A 16018-nucleotide genomic window follows, 5' to 3' on the forward strand; every position below is an offset into this window, starting at 1 on the left:
TTCCGTCGCCTCTTAACGGCGCGGAAACGCCGCGCCGGGCACCATGGCCTCGCCGGGCCGGGGAGGGCCGGACGGGGAGGGGAGACCGATGCGGGTACTGGTGGTCGAGGACGAACCCTTGCTCGCCGACGCGATCACGGAGTGGCTGCGCGACGAGCCGCACGCGGTCGATGTCGCGTACGACGGCGCGGCGGCGCTGGAGCGGCTGACCGTCAACGACTACGACGTGGTCGTCCTGGACCGGGACCTGCCCGGTGTGCACGGCGACGACCTCTGCCGCGAGCTGGCCGGGGCCGGAACCGGATCCGGAACCGGAGCTGAGGCGGGGGCCGGGGCCGGGGCCGGAACCAGGGCCGGGACGACGGCGCGGGTGCTGATGCTCACCGCCGCCGCCGAAGTCGCCGACCGCGTCGCCGGGCTCACCCTCGGCGCCGACGACTACCTCACCAAGCCCTTCGCCTTCGCCGAACTCGCCGCCCGCGTCCAGGCGCTGGGCCGCCGCAGCCGCCCGGCCGCGCCGCCGGTGCTGCGCCGGGCCGGTATCACCCTGGATCCGGCCCGCCGTGAGGTGTTCCGGGACGGGCGCTACATACCGCTGTCGAAGAAGGAGTTCGCCGTGCTGACCGAGCTGCTGCGGGCCGACGGAAGCGCGGTCTCCGCCGAACAGCTGCTGGAGAAGGCCTGGGACGAGCACGCCGACCCGTTCACCGGGGCGGTCCGGCTGGCCGTGCTGAAGCTGCGCCGCAAGCTCGGCGAGCCGCAAGTCGTCGAGACCGTCACGGGCGTGGGGTACCGGATCGTATGACGCGCCGCCTGAAATTCCCGCCGCGCCGGATCAGCCTGCGGGCCCGGCTCACCCTGATCTACGGAGGGCTGTTCCTCGCCGCCGGCGTGGTGCTGCTCGGTGTCACGTACGCGCTGTTCAACCAGCAACTCGCCGGCGGCGGGCTGAAGATCTACGCCCGCAACGTGAAGACCGACGACCCCGCCGCCGGCCTGCCCAAGAACCAGGTGATCACCGGCGACGGCCGTGTCCTCACCGACGCCTCGGCGCAGAAATGGGTGCAGGACGAACGCGACCGGCTGAACGCCGCCGCCACCACCTCGCTCATCACCCAGGGCGGGCTCGCCCTCCTGGTCGTCGGCGGCGTGGCGGCCGGCTTCGGCTGGCTGGCCGCCGGCCGGGTGCTGGCCCCGCTGCACCGGGTCACCGACACCGCCCGCCGTATCGCGAGCGCCCCCGCCGCCGACCGGGGCCTGCATGAGCGGATCGCCCTGCGCGGCCCCGACGACGAGGTCAAGGACCTCGCCGACACCTTCGACACGATGGTCGAACGGCTCGACCGGTCCTTCGACGGCCAGCGCCGCTTCGTCGCCAACGCCTCCCACGAGCTGCGCACTCCGCTGACCCTGGGGCGGGCCCTGGTCGAGGTGGCCATGCACCGCAGAACCGCCTCCGAGGACGTCAAACAGCTCGGCGAGAACCTTCTTGAGATCAACGCCCGCCACGAGCGGCTGATCACCGGGCTGTTGCTGCTCGCGAGCTCGGAGAACGAGATCACCGAGCGGGCGCCGGTCGATCTCTCCGACGTCGTGGACCATGTCGCCGGACAGACCGCGCGGGAGGCGGAGGCGGCCGGGGTCACGGTGACGCAGGAGACCGCTCCGGCCCCCACCACCGGCGACGCGCTGCTGCTGGAGCGGCTGGTGCACAACCTCGTCGAGAACGGCATCCGCCACAACACCCCCGACGGCGGCGGCCGGGTACGGGTCGCCTGCCGCGCCCGCGACGACGGCTGGATCGAGGTCGAGGTGGACAACACCGGCCCGTCCGTCCCCCCGTACGAGCTCCCCGCCCTCTTCGAGCCCTTCCGCCGCCTCGGCACCGACCGCCTGGTCACCGCCAAGGGCGCGGGCCTCGGCCTGTCCATCGTCCGCTCCATCGCCCGCGCCCACGGCGGCGAGGTCACGGCCCGCCCCCGCGAGGGCGGCGGCCTGACCGTCACGGTGACCCTCCCGGGCCACGCGGAGGCGGTCGACGTGGCGCACGCGGCGCCGTAGCCCGTCGGCGAATCGGCTGACGAACAAGGCGGAGGTCGCTGACCTGGGCCTTCGTCGCGGAGCGGGTGACGGGAATCGAACCCGCGCTCTGAGCTTGGGAATCACCGGTGCTGGCGGGCATCAAATCTGCTCTGACCTGCTGGAATAGGCTACCTGCCGTGGCGCGCCACGGTTCCTCAAGAACCCTGATTGACCGTGGTTCACCGCCCGATCGGGCACGCATCGGGCACGACCTGGCGAGTCAGCCCGGTCGAGCCGGGGCAGCTCACTTTGGAGTTCGATCTCTCCTCAGCCTGGTCGGGGCCCGCCGCGTGCACTGGTGCCACACGTGGATGCTGTGTGTCGCCGCCGTCCGAGGTTGTTGATGTCAGTCTTGGATGTTAGCGGAACAACTGCTGAACGGTGGTCAGCTTGACCTCTGGGGTGGGAAGATGGTTGCCGGGCATAGTGGCGAGTGATCGTTCTTGTCTTGTTCAACAAGTCTAGTCGGGCTGACTCCCACAGTTGCGAGGGGGGAAATGGAATTCGTGAGTGTCGCCGCAGTCGCCGGGCTCAGCGGTTTTGTCTCGACTTTTGTGCGCTTGCTCGTAGCTTGGCTTAGATCAAGGCGTCCCGAGCGTGCGCGGATGAGGGTCAATGGGCAAGAAGTGACCCTGGACCTTTCCAACCCGAATGAAGCTGCGGAGTACCTGGAACGGCTTCGAGCGGACTTCCGGGGGTAATTGATCCTGTGTCGAGTCAAACCGCAGGTACAGGCAGCAATGGGGCCGCAGTGCTGGCGTCCCAACCTCGCAGAGTCTTCAACGCCGACCAGATGAACGCATCGTTTGGCGGTGCCGGGACAGGTATCGGTCTGGCTGCATTCGCTGATAATCTGGGGCCAGAGAGCATCTGGGGAAAACTGTTTCTGTATCTTGCTCCGGTCGTGGCCATCGCCTTTACCATCGTCATGAGCTGGATATTCGCGAAGCTGGAACAGCGTGAAATTCGCAACCAGAACGCTAAGGCTATCGCGACGGTCGAAGCGGAGATCAATAGTCCAGATTGCTCTATCTTGCGCAAGCAAGAGCTTCAGGAGGTCCTTAAAATGCTCCGGGATGAAAAAATCGCCCATCGACTCTAAGTGATGGCATGTTAATCGGCAACCTTATCAAGGTGATCACGTGCCGCTGTCGGTATTGCTCAAGCAACTTGCGAGCTCGGCATGCTCTCCGTCAAGCTGCAGCGTTGGCCGCCATTGTCTGTGCTCGTTGGTGTCAGCCGCTATGTTGATTTTTGTTAAGACCAGAACTTGGACCACTCTCCGACTTTGAGGAAACGACGGAAAGCGTCCTCGCCCATCTCCTCCACCCACTGAGGCGCTTCTTCCTGGACTAGCAGATCAGCGGGGAACCCCGGCGCCGTGCGGTAGTGGGCGAGAGGCTGAGAAAAATTAAGCGCAATCACCACGATGCTTGGGTTGGAAGACCCCTTGGCCCTAGAAACCGCATTGTCCGAAAATCCTGAGTACGAGTAGAGGACGCCTCGATCGGCTCCGATGTCCAAGACCTTGCCTATGAACTGGTCGACAACCTCGATGTTGGCTGGCCGCCGAAGACGCTTGCACTCCACGGCAACTTTGATCTCCAGCCCCACCACCTTCCCTGTCGCCAGAACGTCAATTTGCCGCTTCGCCCCGCTCAGGCGCCCATTGACGTGTTCGTTGTGGACGACTGTGGCACCAGGGTCCAGCGCCTTCAGCATCTCGTGGACGGACAGCTCATAGCGTTGCCAGAGTGGGTTCGATGTTGATGTCACGAACGCAACCTAGCGGCTACACGCGGTCGGCGGAGCGGCTTTGGGCTGGAGCTGCTTTGGGGCGAGAGATGGCACGGTCGGGTGACGGTCGGCGTTCGTGATGACGGCAGGCCCGACCGGCGCCACGTCGAGCGCAGGACCAAGGCCGAGGTGACCAAGGCCGTTCGCGAGATGGAGCGCGCGCGGGATGAAAAGAAGCTCAGGAAGCCTGGGCAGAGCTGGACCCTGCAGAGCCGGCTTGAGCACTGGGTCGAGAACATCGCCAAGCCGTACGTCTCCGAGTACACGTACGACGGGTACGAGGTCGATGTCCGGGTTCACCTCGTCCCCGGCCTGGTTGCCCACAAACTCGATCGGCTGGAGCCCGAGCACCTGGAGCGCTTCTACCGGAAGCTGCAGGGGGCCGGGAGTTCGGCCGGCACCGCCCGCCACGTTCATCGAACGATCCGGGTGGCTCTTGGTGAGGTTGTGCGACGCGGGCACGTTCCCACCAACGTGGCCGAGATCGCCAAGGCTCCGCGCCTCGAAGAAACTGAGACGGATCAACGACGAGGGCCCCGACCATGATCGGTCGGGGCCCTCGTCTGCCCTGCTGGGCGGGTGCGGAGGATACGAGATTCGAACTCGTGAGGGGTTGCCCCCAACACGCTTTCCAACTGTGGTGGTGGTCCTGGGGGCCTCGGACGGGGCCGTTCACCTGCGTTCATGGGCGGCCGGTCGCCTGAGCGGCTACCGGCTCCGGTCTCGACTGAACGGCCGTGAACGACGCTGAATGAGACGGAAACTGAGACGGATGGCGGCGCGGACTCGCTAGCATCTTCGCTGATGAAGGGGGGGAGTCGTGGCACTGGTCCGCAAGGGATCACGACGGATCGTTGTCGACGGCACTGCGTACCGCTGGCGGCTGCGAGGCAGGCCGACGTACTTCCAGGGGCGCTGGCCTGGTCGCCGTGCACGTTCGCCGTCGAGCATGCGGACATCCAGGCCATGACGCTCGTGGTCACCACCGACCAGCCACATCCGAATAACTGGATTGGTCGCGAGGCCGCGCTTGTGCTGTCATCCGTCGTTGCCCAGGCCATTCAGCTTGCTCTCTGGGAGGGCTGGACTCCGACGGCTCCGGGCTTCGCGTTCCACCTCGACCAATTCGCTGGATTCATGCCCTGACGAGCTTTTGAAAGAGCGTGTTTCATCGTTTGAGATATGTGAAGTTAGCGCTGGGAGGGGCAAGAATTGCCTGAATATGACTTCAGTACCCTGTCGCCGGTCGATTTCGAAGCACTCACAGCCGATGCCCTCAACGCAGAACTTAACGTGCACGTGGAGTCCTTTGGCCCTGGACGCGATAAGGGGGTCGATCTACGGTGTGCATTGGCCGGCAGGGATGTAGTTATCCAGTGCAAGCACTATCTACGTGGTGGGCGTAGTGCCCTGCGCCGCTCCGTGGAAAAGGAGGTAAAAAAGTGGAAGGATGCGAGGGGAGTGGGTCGCTACATCCTCGTGACTAGTGCCTCGATGACTGTCGAACTGAAAGAGGAACTAGCTGGAATATTACAACAACACCTTCCGGTTGCTACTGGTGACATCCTCGGCCGAGAGGACCTTAACGCTCTTCTGCTGCGACATCCAGCAGTTGAGCTTAGGCACTTCAAACTGTGGACCTCATCTGCTGCGGTCCTTTCTCGAATCATCCACAGTGGACTGTGGAACCGAACAGAGGAACTGCTAGAAAGCATTGAGAGCCGAGCTAAATTCTATGTTTTGACAGATCACTTCGCTCGCACGACTCAGGTTCTAGAGGAACATAACCTGTGTGTGGTTACCGGACCCCCGGGAGTAGGGAAAAGTATCCTGGCTGAGATGGTCCTCCTAGCTCACTGGAGAGAGGGGTGGCAAGTAGTTCAAATCAGCGAAGACGTAAAGGAGGGGTTTGAGCTCTGGAACCCTCAACAGCCTCAGATTTTTTACTACGACGACTTTCTCGGCCAAACCGATCTGGCTGAAACCACAGGCAAAAATGAAGATCACCGTATTGCTCAGTTCGCTGAAAAGGTGCGCAGAGCCACACGAGGAACGAAGCGCTTCATATTGACGACGCGTGAGCAGATTCTTCGGCATGCTCAAGAACGTAGTGACAGAATTCGCAGAGCACGTGCATCGCTAGTGCCGTCTGAGGTAAGGGTGGAAGATTACTCTGATTACACTAAGGCTTTGATTTTCTACAATCATCTCTATTTTTCTGACCTGCCACTGGCAGACAGGCGAGCCTTGGTCGCAGATCGCTCCTATCTGAACGTGATCAGGCACAACAACTACAGTCCCCGTATTCTGGAACAGACCCTACGCTATCAATCGCATAGTGTGGCCTCGCTTCTCTCTGAATTGAATGCGAGCCTGGATGACCCGTCAGAACTTTGGGCAAGCTCGTACAATCACCTCTCGCTGGTTGGTCGCAGAATTTTGTCCATCTTGGTCACTCATCCCCCCAGGGGAATAGATGAGACTAACTTGCGGAAGTGCGTGCAGGCGCAGGAAGCACACACGTATGTCCAAGCACTCAAGGTCTTGGAGGGGACTTGGCTGACGATATCCGATGGATCAAATCAAAGGGTGGCGCTAGCTAATCCGTCATGCCGTGACTTTTTGCTTCACAAAATCAACGGCTCGCCTGCCATGGCGGATGCCGCTCTGGCCGATGTGCAGGATATTCGACAAGCCTTGATGCTACTTCGTTACTCCGGGCTCGATAAGTATCGCAAGTCCAAAAGCGACCAGCGAGCGTACGAGGCGCGGGAAAAGCTGGAGTATAAGCGGTTTCTCCGCGAGATTCATGACAACATGAAAGCCCCAGTGGACGTCGTTAACGAAGGTTTGCGAGAGGCTCTTCTAGAGAATGCTGCCGATTTTATTGGCAAAATTCGTCGATTGTATGACATGCGGGTGGCTAGCTGGAAATCGGAAGTGCGTAAGAAGCGGAATGGTTACAGAGTTACTGCCCCAGATCCGCGTCCTGAGATGCTATCCACTGTAATGCACTTCATCTCGGCCCACGGTAGAGCGGACGACATCTCCTGGTGGCGATCAGAAGTATCGAATCAGACATCTGCCGAAACTGGACTTCCTTCGGGAACCGTCGAAGCCTACGTGACTTTGGCTGTAGACGTACAGGTTTACCCGTTCGGGGCTGAGGACCTCGTGAACGGAATCCTCAAGAGGTCATTCGAAGAGTTCTATGATCCCTCAGATGTGGAGCTCTTCTTCGATGTGTTTGATCCACAAGGACTCAGCGATGAGATGCGGGATGCCGCGTACGCAGCTTTCATGAGTTTTGCGGATGGCGAGTATGAGCATTGGAGGTCCGAACGGGATTATCAGGAATCGAGGAACGCGGCAGATTTTGTGGAAAGCATCGCGGAGAAATTTGATGCTCCCGTGTCGAGAATGCTTGAGAATTGGAGGCAGTCGGCGGATGAGCACGAGGCAGAAGAGGAAGAATCTCAGCGATTCGCGGAAAGTCCTGGATCTTGGTCTTCGGGTAATAGTTCTGCAGCAGATAGCGGTCGAATAGTGGAACTCTTCTCAACTCTTATCGAGGAGTAAAGAGAAGGGGCGTGAAGTAGCTCCGCAAGGTCGGTGGAGCGGCTTTGGGCTGGAGCTGCTTTGGGGCGAGTGATCATGGCCCCGTAAGCTTTCGGCGCATCGGGCAGTCTGTGGACCTAACGTCGCGTCTTTGCGGTGTAGTTGGGGCGCGTGTGGGGGTATGGAGGTTGACGGCCATCGAGGCCTCTGGCATGTCGGATAGCAGTGAGAGATTTGACCTGTGGAGCCTCGATGTCTTGTCATCGCGTCACCGCAGCGGGTGCGAACTCCAGGGTTGGGCAGCGGATCATGTCGGCGCGAGCGGCTGCCGGGATCCGGTTGGAGGCGCTGGATGAGTTCATCTCCCCGCAGGCGGTCGAGGAAGCCGTCCGTTCCTGTGGCCGCCGGGACAGACGCTGGTGCGCATGCCTGCCGGCCAGCGCGGTGGTCTACTTCGTGCTGGCGATGTGCCTGCACTTCAGCGAGAGCTACGCGGAGATCCTTCGCAAGCTGACCGATGGCCTGCGCGGGGCCGTCCACGCAGGCGCCCTGCGGGTGGCAGGCACCTCCGCTGTCTCCAAAGCCCGCGCGCGGCTGGGCCCTGAGCCGCTTTAGGTCCTGTTCGAGCAGGTGCGCGGATCACTGACCACTCCGCAGTCGCCCGGCGCGTTCGCCTTCGGCCGACGCCTGCTGATGCTGTCCCTGGACGGCACCGTCCTTGATGTCGCGCCCACGGCGGCCAACACCAAGGCGTTCGGCCCGCCCCCGGGCGGCAGTCACAAACCCGGACGCTACCCGCAGGTCAAACTCGTCCTGCTGATCGCCTGCGGCACCCGCGGCATCCTCGGCGCCCGGTTCGGACCACGCCGGGAACGAAGTGACCCTGGCCAAAGACCTGGCCACGACCCCGACGCTGTCGGTCGGGCAGCTCGTGCTGATGGACCGGGCGTTCCACGGCCATGACGTGCTCGCTCAGATCAGCACCTGCGGCGCCGACTTCGTCGTCCGCGCGCACGCGCACCACTGGCTGCCCCACCTGCGCGAACTGGAGGACGGCAGTTTCCTGTCCTGTGTGCCGGACCGGGCCTCCAGCCAGCGTCAGGCCGCCTCCCGTTTCTGCAACCGCCGTATGCCCCCAGGCCACCCGCACGGCATCCCGGTGCGGGTGGTGGACGCCGACATCACCACCACCCCTGAACACGGGCCTTCCCGCACCCGCCCCCTGCGCGTGATCACCAGCCTCCTGGACCCTGACCAGGCCCCGGCCGAGCAGGTCGCCGCCGTCTACGCACAACGCTGGAACAGCGAGACCAGCCTGTTCGAAGCCAAGGTCCTCCAACGCGACCACCGCCTTCTGCTGCGCTCCCAGCTCCCCGACGGAGTCATGCAGGAGATCTACGGACTGCTCATCACTCATCAGTACCTGCAATCCCGGCGGGCCCACGTCGCCCAGGCCAGCCTGGACCCCGCCGCAACCGGCGACATGCTGGACCCCGACCGCATCTCCTTCACCGCGGTCCTGCGCACCATACGCCGGCACCTGCACTACCGGCCGTCCGCAGGACAGCCTCTGCTGATCACCCTCATCCAAGCCGAGGCCCTGGCCCAGCTCATCCCCCGCAGACCCCACCGCGTCAGGCCCCGCGGCAGACAGGCACCCAATCACCGCACACGAGCTCCCGGCCCCGTGCCCACCGGCAACGTCACCTACACCATCACCATCTGCCGCCGACACGAGACCCCTCACGTCACACCCCCACCACCAACCAAATAGCGACGCGACGTTTAGGTCCCAAGACCCGCCCGATTCGCCGGGCCAGCGTAAGGCCGCCTGTTCTCTTGCCCCGTGGCAGCTCCCGCCCAAAAGCCCCGGACGCCGGCGGCGTGCCCACACCGCACCAATCCCCCCATGCAGGCCCGCCACCGGCTGCCCCGCTCACCCTGCCTTACGGCACCGGGCCGCCGCCTCCCGCGCCAACGCCGCCACCTCACGCGCCACCGCCGCCGACAGCTCGAAGCACACGACCCCCGAACCGTCCGCAGCCGTCCCCACCCCCAACCGAACCCCCTCCATGTCCACGCCGACCAGCCGCAGCGCCCCTTCCAGCTCGGCCACCGCTTCCTTCGCATCCCTCCAGCCCGCTATGTAGTCCACCCCGCGCACCCACATCACCGCGTCAGGGTCGATCTCCCAGCCGTCGAACGCGCCGCCCTAAAGGCCGCTCATCCTGTACGCGTCCCCCTTCTATGAGCACCGACCGAACTTCCGATCAACCGGGGCCGTGCCGCATCCGAACACGCCAGCGGCCCCAGTACCATCGGCACCGGGGTTTGTGATCAATCCCCAGCCGGACCACCCCACTTGCTTGCAGGCGGAGGGGTGGTCCGGCGTTGCTTCTGTGGTTGTCGTCGCGCGGGACGAGGCGTCAGTACCTCTGTCGGCCGCCGGGGTAGTGGATCGGCTGTCGGCACTCCGGCGCGTCAGCAGGCGCAGGCTCAGCGCCCAGCGCGTAGCAGAGGGCGGCGTGCAGTTGCTCCGCTTCCGCCACGTTCAGCAGCAGCGAGGCAAGGGCGACGTGCTGCCCGGAGCGGATGACCTGAAGTGGCAGCGCAAGGTGACCATCCCGCTCACGGCGCAGACCGCGACCCGGGATAGGCCCGACTTGCCATCCCTCTGACTCGCTTGACCGGGCTCCGCTCATTGGCGCGCTCCCTTCTCGGACTCCGGAGCGCCGTCCGGGCCCTCTTGCGGCTCGCCGTCGGCACAGGAAGGCAGCCGCCCACCCCGACTCTCGGCGACCCGCAACGCGTCGTGCAGTGCCTCACACAGGGACTTGGCGAGGAACCTCAGTTCCCGTTCACCTACCTTGTGATTTCCGATCATCTCGCCTGCATGACCGAGAAGTTCGACACCAGCCCTGAGCTGTACCGCCTCCATCTCGTCGGCGAGCCTGGACAGACGGCTGTTGCTGTCGTCGTCCGTCACGAGGTAGCAGCGCTTCCCGGCCGAGCTCGGCCACGGCAGCAGACGAGGCCGCGTGCTCATGTCGCCACCGCCTTGACCTCGCGCCCGGCGACCCCACCCCGCCTCTGCCGCTCGTGCGCGACGACATACGGCCGGACAAGACCCGTTCCCCGGATGTCCGCGCCACACGGCAGCCATACGTGAGCCAGAGGGACGCGCGTCAGGCGAACCGTCGGCTTGTCCGGGCAGCGGACGCCTGGCCGGATTCCAACGGCTCGATGCCGCCCTGGAGCAGGCAGCAACAGCACTAACAGCCATTCCACGAATCGAGCGATAGTCTTCCGCACGTTGACGCTCCTTCACAGCGTTGACCGTGCTCCCGGGCCGCCCGCAGCGGTCGCGGGAGTCTTTTCGCGATCATTGCGCCGTGACCAGGACGTAGGAACCTCCCCTAAACCCCACTTCGGGACGTCCTGCGTCGGGTAAAACGTCCCTAGTGCCGTCCCGACATGTGGGGAGAGACTCAGGTGCCGAACGAGAGGCTACGAGCCGTCATGGCAGCCGGAGGCTGGACGTACGCCACCCTCGCGGAAAAGGTCGAGGTAGACCCCAAATCCGTCGAACGCTGGGTCAACCTCAACCGCACGCCGCGACGCACCACGGCCATCCTGGCAGCGGAAACGTTAGGAGAAGACGTGCACGCCCTATGGCCAGCGCTCCGCCAAGCGCGCCCCGCCCGCGCGGTCAGCCCCGAGCTTGTGGCGCTCTACGATCAGCGCGCGGACATCCCTGTGTCCACGTTCGTGGACATGCTGACACAGGCCAGCGAACGAATCGACGTGCTGGTGTACGCCGCCGTCTTCCTGCACGAGGCGTACCCCCGCCTCAACGACCTTCTACGGGAACGAGCCGCTGAAGGCTGCGCAGTGCGCATCGCGGTCGGCGACGCCGAGAGCCCCAACGTCCAGCAGCGCGGCCAGGAGGAGAAGTTCGGCCACGGCATCGAATCGCGCTGCCGACTCGTCCTCATGCACTACCGGCCCCTGCTCGGCACCCCGGGCATCGAGGTTCGGACCCACGGAACGACCCTCTACAACTCGCTCTACCGGGCAGATGATCAACTCATGGTCAACGCCCACGTATGGGGCGTGAACGCGTACGGCGCACCCGTCTGGCACCTCCGCCGACATGGCGAGGGCGGGATGTTCGACACCTACGCTCAGAGCTTCGACGCCGTGTGGGCGACAGCGACGCCCGCACACGAGGAGTGACCATGGCGCGGACCGAGTACTACGACGATCCGGACGCTCCCGAGCCGAACAGCTTGGTTGTCGCCGCCTCCGCCGTCGTCACCGACGAGACCGGCCGCATCCTGCTCCAGCGCCGCCGGGACAACGATCTTTGGGCACTCCCCGGCGGCGGCATGGAGATGACCGACTCCCTCCCGGGAACGGCAGTCCGCGAGGTCAGGGAAGAGACCGGACTCGACGTGGAGATCACCGGACTCGTCGGCACGTACACCGACCCGCGTCACGTCATCGCCTACACGGACGGCGAGGTCCGCCGACAGTTCAACGTCTGCTTCACCGCCCGCATCATCCGCGGCCAGCTCGCGATCTCCGACGAGTCCACGGAACTACGCTTCGTCCCGCCGGAAGAACTGGCCGATCTGCCCATGCACCACACGCAGCGGCTCCGCCTCCGCCACTTCCTCGAACATCGCGACCGGCCGTATCTCGGCTGACCCCGTGAACATCGGGACAGGTCCCGTCGCTGCAGGTCAAGGCGGTTTTGGTGAATCTCGAAAAGAACACTTTCGGGATTGACTTGAGAGCTGCTGACCAACGTCTGGAAGCACACCGACGGACAATGCCATCTGACCGTCCTGACTGGCCCGCACGGTGTTCACATCCACGTGCGCGACTACTCGACGGATCTCCCCGTCCAGGTCATCGCGGAGGACGACGAGGAGAGCGGCCGGGGCGTCGTCGCCGTCGACCGGTGCGCCACCAACTTGTACGTGACGAAGCTCCCGGAACGGGAAGATCGTGACCGCCTTCCTCGCCGTCGGAACGGTGCCGACGACGGCAGTCGACGGCCGAACGGATGGCGACGGCTGACAGAAGTGCCGAGGCACGACTGGTGCGGATCCGGTGCGCACCGGGCACGCGGGGCGCGAGAGGTCTGGACAAGGGCTCGCGGAGCGTGCCCTTGGGCGTACTGCCCGGCGTACTCAGCCCGGAACGGTCAGGCCGTAGCGGAGCTTGGCCTTGGCCTGGGCGCCGAGGCGGTCGTAGAAGCGGGCGGCCCCCTCGTTCCATTCGGGGGTCTGCCACTGGATCTCGGTGAGGCCGAGGCGCCGCGCCTCGGCCGTCACGGCGTCCATGAGGAGCACGCCGATCCCCGATCCCCGGTGGGCGGGGCTGAGGAAGAGACAGTCCATGTGGAGGTATTCGCCACCCTGCCAGGTGGAGAGTTCGGGCGCGCAGGTGGCGTAGCCGACGACCTCTCCGCCGGGCACCTCCGCCACCAGGCAGCGCAGCCGTGGTGCCGGGGCGGAGAAGAGAAGCGTCTCCAGCCGCTGCACGAGGTCGGGAGCAGGGGGCGCGGCTTGTTCGTAGGCGGCGTGTTCGGCGGCCAGTTCGGCGACCCGTGGGAGATCGCCCGGGTGTGCGTGCCGCACGGTCGGGGTGCCGTTCATCGGATGCCTCCCGTCACGGTGTCCGCGCTCCAGGCGGCCAGCCGGCCGGGGATCGGGCCGCTGCCGTCCAGGACGTGCCGGGAGAACGCCTCGCGTTCGTGGGCCAGGACGGCGGCTTCCCAGACGCAGGGGGCCAGGCCGGCTCGGCCCGGGCGGAGCGCTCCGGGCTGTCCCACTGGGCCGGCGAAGACAGCCAGGTCGGACATGTATCCCTCGATCCAGGTGTGGACGAGGACATAGTCGCCGTCGCCGCCGGCGTGCACGATCAGGGCGGCCAGACCGAGGGAACCGCGGGTACCGCCGAGCTCCAGGTGCGCCGCGGCGATCCGCAGGGCGGCAGCCGTGTCCTCTTCCGTTACGGTGCGGTTGGGCGCCTGGAGTGCGTAGACCTTGACGAGGTGCCCGCTGACCTCCCGGGTGCCCAAGGGGCGAACGGTGCGTTCGTGGTGGCCTTGGGCCAGGGCGAGCAGTGCTTCCGCGTCCAACGATTACTCCCCGGTGTCGTTCGGCTTGCCCCGTGGGCTGGAGGTGAGCAGGGTCCCGTCGAACGGCGCTGTCGCGCCCATGCGGGCGAGAATGCCGTCGAGTTCGGGTCCCGGTGGGTTGGCGCACCCCAGCGAGACGGCGACGATCTGGGTGCGGTCGTCGATGGCCTGCTGGACTCGCAGTTCACTGATGGTGCGGGCGAAGGCTTCAAGGTTGTGGTGCTCGCGGAAGCCGGGCAGCAGGCCGTCGTTGCAGTCGAGCAGGATGAATTCGTAGGTGGGGTGGTCGGCGGGCGGCAGCGGTGCCCCGGTGTCCCAGGCGGCCAGGAGGCGTTGGTCGATGTCGTACAGCAGGGCTGGGCCGACGTGCGGGTCATGGTTCCAGTGTCTGGCGGCCAGCGCGCGCACATGGTGACCGCTGGCCAGCCGCCGTTCCTGACCGGCCAGAAGCGGTGTCCAGGTGACGGGGTCGTCTGGAGCGACCCAGTCGCGGCACACCTCAAGCGCCGCGGGAGGGCCTGCGATCTCCAGCGGGTCGACCACACCCCGGCGTGCCTGGGCGGCCTGCCTCCACAGCAGCGGCTGGGGATCGGCGTGGTCGGGGTGAGCGTGCGTGAAGAGCACGGTCCGCACCGTGTCCAAGGGGACTCCCGCGCGCCGGGCGCTTCCGGTGTCGATCAGCAGTGTGCGGTCCACCAGGACGCTCGTCTGGCCGCGGGAAGCTCCCGGAGTCTGCCGTGCCCACTGGCAGGACCGGCAGACACACCATGGATTGGGCCACCCGTCCCCGGAACCTGTCCCCAACAGATGTACGTCCACCGGCCCTTCCGCTTCCCCCAGGGTTTCACTTCCTGCCGATTATCGCCCAGGTGTTCGGCAAGAACGGAGATCAACGCCTGGTCACGGAGCATGGCCGGCGGTGTACTGCCCGGCGCACTCCCCGGTCACCGGGATAGCGGTGATGACGTCGATCATGACGCCGTCCGGTGCCGCGCCGATGAAGTGTCGCTGCCCGACCAGCCTTTCGTACTCGGTGTGGTCCAGCAGGGCGAGTTCGTACTGCGGGGCGTCCGGGCGGTGGACGCTCACGTACCGCTCGGCCTCGAAGGTCGCCTCGAATCCGAAGTGCCGGGCGTAGAAGTCGTGTGACGCGGCGACATCGCGCGTCGCGATCACCGGATAGAGGCTGCCGAGTTCGGTCTTCATACGTGTCTCCATCTGCTCGCACAGGCGCGGGCGGCAGGGGTCACCAAGGGTGCGGCCTATCACCACCTCGACAGCAAAGCGGGCCTCTTCCGGGCCGTGGTCGCCGAGGTGCAGCGGGAACTCGGCGAGCGGGTCGCGGACGCCGCTGACCAGCATGACGACCCATGGGAACAACTGCGGGCCGGCTACCGAGCCTTCCTGGCCGCCGGATCCGATCCGACGGTACGCCGCATCGTCCTGGTGGACGCCCCAACCGTCCTTGGGTGGAACGAATGGCGGGCCATGGACGAGGACTCCTCCGCCCGGCACCTGACCGAGGCCCTCGAGGCCCTCGCGGCGGCCGGCATCATCGCCGAACAGCCGGTGGAGCCGCTGGCACGCCTGCTGTCAGGGGCGATGAACGAGGCCGCACTGTGGCTGGCCCGATCGACGAGCCCTCAGGCACTGGCGCAGACGGAGCGGGCGCTCGACCAGTTGCTGACTGGACTGCGAGCCCGGGCCTGACCGTCCGGGGGGGATTAGGATTCGCCGCAATCTTGATCTCAAGTGCGGCGCCGGAGGAAGCAGCGTGAGTGGCGAAACGGACCGGGCCAAGGCCATCAGGCTGGAGCGGGAGTATCGCGACGCCCTCGAAGCCGAGGCCGATTACGACATATTGGATCCGCTCCGCGGCGAACTCGAGGCGTCCTACCGCCGGATCCTGGAGACCGATCCCGACGACGCGGACACCCTGACCGCGCTGGCCGTGCTCCTCTCCACGGATGTGCAGGTGCCGGACGGAGAGTCGGTGGAGCTGTTGTGGCGGGTGTTCGACATGGATCGGGCGGATGAGGACGCGTGCGAGTCCCTGGTGAGCTTGCTGGAGAGTCTCTCCGAGGAGGAAGAAGCGGACGAGGTCTACCGTCAGGCCTCGGAAGCGGGGAATCTCCGGGCGACCTTCGAGCTCGCGGCGCGGCTCGATGAACGAGGGGACCTCAACGAGGCGGAACCGCTCTATCGTCGGGCGGCCGAGGCGGGCGACGCCCAGGCCCTGGCGAACCTCGCCGACCTTCTGGAGGAACGCGGCGACCACGAAGCGGCCGCGGCGCTCAGGAACGGCGAGGGCGCCCGCCCCCGCTCGTGAGGAGCGCTAGCTTGATCTTTAACCTGTGCGGCGTGGCCGTGGGGTTGTTGACTTCCTCTTGCGCTGTTTTGGTGTGTCTGTTTTGCGGACTGTGTGCACGT

19 protein-coding genes and 1 pseudogene are annotated in these 16018 nt (G+C 65.4%); 13 read left to right on the forward strand and 7 right to left on the reverse strand.

Features of this window, described 5'->3' with window-relative positions:
* Window positions 1-88: 88 nt before the first annotated feature.
* The 4 genes from ACFZDL_RS43595 (at window position 89) to ACFZDL_RS43610 (ending at window position 3184) form a co-directional block, all read left to right on the forward strand.
* Window positions 89-805, forward strand: a complete 717-nt coding sequence (locus tag ACFZDL_RS43595; RefSeq protein WP_353596155.1) for a response regulator transcription factor — start codon at window positions 89-91, stop codon at window positions 803-805.
* Window positions 802-2061 carry a HAMP domain-containing sensor histidine kinase gene (locus tag ACFZDL_RS43600; RefSeq protein ID WP_353596154.1) on the forward strand — a complete coding sequence of 420 codons (1260 nt, stop codon included), beginning with the start codon at window positions 802-804 and terminating at the stop codon, window positions 2059-2061. The genes ACFZDL_RS43595 and ACFZDL_RS43600 overlap by 4 nt, the downstream gene beginning before the upstream one ends.
* Before the next feature lie 464 nt (window positions 2062-2525).
* On the forward strand, window positions 2526-2783 hold the full coding sequence (locus ACFZDL_RS43605) for a hypothetical protein (protein WP_353596153.1): 258 nt from the start codon (window positions 2526-2528) through the stop codon (window positions 2781-2783).
* Between the two features lie 8 nt (window positions 2784-2791).
* On the forward strand, window positions 2792-3184 hold the full coding sequence (locus ACFZDL_RS43610; protein WP_353596152.1) for a hypothetical protein: 393 nt from the start codon (window positions 2792-2794) through the stop codon (window positions 3182-3184).
* Window positions 3185-3339: 155 nt separating this feature from the next.
* Here ACFZDL_RS43610 and ACFZDL_RS43615 read toward each other — a convergent pair whose 3' ends face one another.
* Window positions 3340-3858 (reverse strand): restriction endonuclease, encoded by a 519-nt coding sequence (locus ACFZDL_RS43615; RefSeq protein WP_353596151.1) that lies wholly within the window; start codon window positions 3856-3858, stop codon window positions 3340-3342.
* Window positions 3859-3924: 66 nt separating this feature from the next.
* On the opposite strand from ACFZDL_RS43615, the pseudogene ACFZDL_RS43620 reads away from it, so the two are divergent.
* From ACFZDL_RS43620 to ACFZDL_RS43640, 5 genes and pseudogenes are all read left to right on the forward strand, one after another.
* Window positions 3925-4401 (forward strand): annotated as a pseudogene (locus ACFZDL_RS43620) (site-specific integrase); the annotation flags it as partial.
* A 444-nt stretch (window positions 4402-4845) separates the two neighbouring features.
* The gene (locus ACFZDL_RS43625; protein ID WP_353596150.1) at window positions 4846-5025 is read left to right on the forward strand and encodes a hypothetical protein; all 180 of its coding nucleotides are present in this window, start codon (window positions 4846-4848) and stop codon (window positions 5023-5025) included.
* Window positions 5026-5091: 66 nt separating this feature from the next.
* Complete coding sequence (locus ACFZDL_RS43630; RefSeq protein WP_353596149.1) at window positions 5092-7458, forward strand: restriction endonuclease; 2367 nt, start codon at window positions 5092-5094, stop codon at window positions 7456-7458.
* A gap of 288 nt (window positions 7459-7746) precedes the next feature.
* Window positions 7747-8052 carry a transposase domain-containing protein gene (locus ACFZDL_RS43635; RefSeq protein ID WP_353596148.1) on the forward strand — a complete coding sequence of 102 codons (306 nt, stop codon included), beginning with the start codon at window positions 7747-7749 and terminating at the stop codon, window positions 8050-8052.
* Window positions 8053-8314: 262 nt separating this feature from the next.
* Window positions 8315-9211 (forward strand): transposase, encoded by an 897-nt coding sequence (locus ACFZDL_RS43640; protein ID WP_353596147.1) that lies wholly within the window; start codon window positions 8315-8317, stop codon window positions 9209-9211.
* 162 nt (window positions 9212-9373) lie between these two features.
* Here the strand turns inward: ACFZDL_RS43640 and ACFZDL_RS43645 are convergent, their stop codons facing one another.
* Both ACFZDL_RS43645 and ACFZDL_RS43650 read right to left on the reverse strand, forming a co-directional pair.
* Complete coding sequence (locus tag ACFZDL_RS43645) at window positions 9374-9607, reverse strand: hypothetical protein (protein ID WP_353596214.1); 234 nt, start codon at window positions 9605-9607, stop codon at window positions 9374-9376.
* A gap of 528 nt (window positions 9608-10135) precedes the next feature.
* The gene (locus ACFZDL_RS43650; protein ID WP_353596146.1) at window positions 10136-10423 is read right to left on the reverse strand and encodes a hypothetical protein; all 288 of its coding nucleotides are present in this window, start codon (window positions 10421-10423) and stop codon (window positions 10136-10138) included.
* A 506-nt stretch (window positions 10424-10929) separates the two neighbouring features.
* Between ACFZDL_RS43650 and ACFZDL_RS43655 the strand changes: the two genes are divergently transcribed.
* Together ACFZDL_RS43655 and ACFZDL_RS43660 are read left to right on the forward strand one after the other, a co-directional pair.
* Window positions 10930-11673 (forward strand): helix-turn-helix transcriptional regulator, encoded by a 744-nt coding sequence (locus ACFZDL_RS43655; RefSeq protein ID WP_353596145.1) that lies wholly within the window; start codon window positions 10930-10932, stop codon window positions 11671-11673.
* A gap of 2 nt (window positions 11674-11675) precedes the next feature.
* Complete coding sequence (locus ACFZDL_RS43660) at window positions 11676-12146, forward strand: NUDIX domain-containing protein (protein WP_353596144.1); 471 nt, start codon at window positions 11676-11678, stop codon at window positions 12144-12146.
* 489 nt (window positions 12147-12635) lie between these two features.
* Here the strand turns inward: ACFZDL_RS43660 and ACFZDL_RS43665 are convergent, their stop codons facing one another.
* From ACFZDL_RS43665 to ACFZDL_RS43680, 4 genes are all read right to left on the reverse strand, one after another.
* On the reverse strand, window positions 12636-13103 hold the full coding sequence (locus ACFZDL_RS43665; RefSeq protein ID WP_353596143.1) for a GNAT family N-acetyltransferase: 468 nt from the start codon (window positions 13101-13103) through the stop codon (window positions 12636-12638).
* Entirely contained in the window at window positions 13100-13588 is a 489-nt protein-coding gene (locus tag ACFZDL_RS43670) for a hypothetical protein (RefSeq protein WP_353596142.1), read from the reverse strand. Before ACFZDL_RS43670 ends, ACFZDL_RS43665 begins: the two co-directional genes overlap by 4 nt.
* Window positions 13589-13591: 3 nt before the next feature.
* Window positions 13592-14284: an MBL fold metallo-hydrolase gene (locus ACFZDL_RS43675; protein ID WP_353596141.1), complete on the reverse strand. Its 693-nt coding sequence runs from the start codon at window positions 14282-14284 to the stop codon at window positions 13592-13594.
* 204 nt (window positions 14285-14488) lie between these two features.
* Window positions 14489-14794: a VOC family protein gene (locus ACFZDL_RS43680; protein ID WP_353596140.1), complete on the reverse strand. Its 306-nt coding sequence runs from the start codon at window positions 14792-14794 to the stop codon at window positions 14489-14491.
* A 96-nt stretch (window positions 14795-14890) separates the two neighbouring features.
* Between ACFZDL_RS43680 and ACFZDL_RS43685 the strand changes: the two genes are divergently transcribed.
* Together ACFZDL_RS43685 and ACFZDL_RS43690 are read left to right on the forward strand one after the other, a co-directional pair.
* Window positions 14891-15298 carry a hypothetical protein gene (locus tag ACFZDL_RS43685; protein ID WP_353596139.1) on the forward strand — a complete coding sequence of 136 codons (408 nt, stop codon included), beginning with the start codon at window positions 14891-14893 and terminating at the stop codon, window positions 15296-15298.
* A 64-nt stretch (window positions 15299-15362) separates the two neighbouring features.
* A complete protein-coding gene (locus ACFZDL_RS43690) occupies window positions 15363-15917 on the forward strand; it encodes a hypothetical protein (protein ID WP_353596138.1) in 555 nt (184 codons plus the stop codon).
* Window positions 15918-16018: the final 101 nt, after the last annotated feature.

This window comes from Streptomyces sp. NPDC007917, from assembly GCF_042959105.1.
In the GTDB taxonomy this organism is placed as follows: Bacteria; Actinomycetota; Actinomycetes; order Streptomycetales; family Streptomycetaceae; genus Streptomyces.